Raw genomic sequence first — 1,377 nt, forward strand, 5'->3', positions numbered from 1 at the left:
GGCATTGCCTTCTGCGCTGATGGCGAATACCTTCGGCTTCTGCACCGACCTCGCGGAGAAGAACGCCGCGTTATCGGAGCCTTTACGCATGGTCAGGGAGATGAAGCCTTCCTCGGCCAGTTCGTATTCACGACGGTCGGAAACCAGTACTTCGGTAGGAATCTTGGTTTCGATTTCGCCCATGCTTTCGAAGTGGTGCAACGGCAGATCTTCAACCGCGCCACCGCTCTGTGGGCCGATGATGTTCGGGCACCAGCGGAATTTGGCGAAGCTGTCGGTCAGCTTGGTGCCGAACGCGTAAGCGGTGTTGCCCCACAGGTAGTGCTCGTGGCTGTTGGCAACGGTTTCCTTGTACACGAACGATTTCACCGGGTTTTCTTCCGGATCGTACGGGTTACGCAGCAGGAAACGTGGCACGGTCAGGCCAACGTAACGGGAGTCTTCCGAAGTACGGAAGCTCTGCCATTTGGCGAATTGCGGGCCTTCGAAGTGGTCTTTCAGATCTTTCAGATCCGGCAGGCCGGTGAAGCTTTCCAGACCGAAGAATTTCGGGCCGGCCGCAGCGATGAACGGCGCGTGCGACATGCACGAAACGCTGGCCACGTACTGCATCAGCTTCACGTCTGGCGAGCTCGGCGACATGTAGTAGTTAGCGATGATCGCGCCCACAGGCTGACCACCGAACTGGCCGTATTCAGCGGTGTAGATGTGCTTGTACAGGCCCGACTGCATGACTTCCGGCGAATCTTCGAAATCGTCCAGCAGGTCTTCTTTCGAGACGTTGAGGATTTCGATTTTGATGTTTTCGCGGAAGTTGGTGCGGTCGACCAGCAACTGCAGACCACGCCACGAGGATTCCAGCGCCTGGAAATCCGGGTGGTGCAGGATCTCGTCCATCTGACGGCTGAGCTTGGCATCGATCTCGGCGATCATGCGGTCAACCATGGCCTTCTTGACCGGCTCACCGTTGTTCTGCGGCTTGAGCAGTTCTTCGATGAACGCCGACACACCGCGCTTGGCGATGTCGTAGGCTTCGTCGTCCGGAGTCAGACGGGTTTCGGCGATGATGCTGTCGAGAATGCTGTATTCGCCGCTGGCGGCGCTCTTCTCTTGTGCTGCGCTAGTGCTCATTGTGTTGGCTTCCTTGGCTGGAGTCTCAGGCGTCCGGGGCTGCGGCGTTCAGGCCCAGCTCACCGAGTACGCGACCGCGGGATTCGTCGTCGGCGAGCACGCCTTCGATGGCTTTACGGAACGCAGGTGCGTTACCCAGCGGGCCTTTGAGGGCCACGAGCGCATCGCGCAGTTCCATCAGTTTTTTCAGCTCAGGCTCTTGCTCGACCAGGCTGTCCGGGTTGAAGTCCTTCATCTAATTGACGC

General features: G+C 58.4%; 1 protein-coding gene and 1 pseudogene. Both read right to left on the minus strand.

All coding sequences use genetic code 11. The features are described 5' to 3' along the window. On the minus strand, nt 1-1,131 hold a 1,131-nt coding region (tssC, locus tag ACIPIZ_RS29685; RefSeq protein WP_401169070.1), incomplete at its 3' end, for a type VI secretion system contractile sheath large subunit. Between the two features lie 25 nt (nt 1,132-1,156). Next, nucleotides 1,157-1,366: pseudogene (locus ACIPIZ_RS29690) on the minus strand (type VI secretion system contractile sheath small subunit); the annotation flags it as partial. Between the last annotated feature and the right edge of the window lie 11 nt (nt 1,367-1,377).

Origin of the sequence: Pseudomonas sp. NPDC087690 (assembly GCF_044743175.1) — a bacterium.
In the GTDB taxonomy this organism is placed as follows: Bacteria; Pseudomonadota; Gammaproteobacteria; order Pseudomonadales; family Pseudomonadaceae; genus Aquipseudomonas.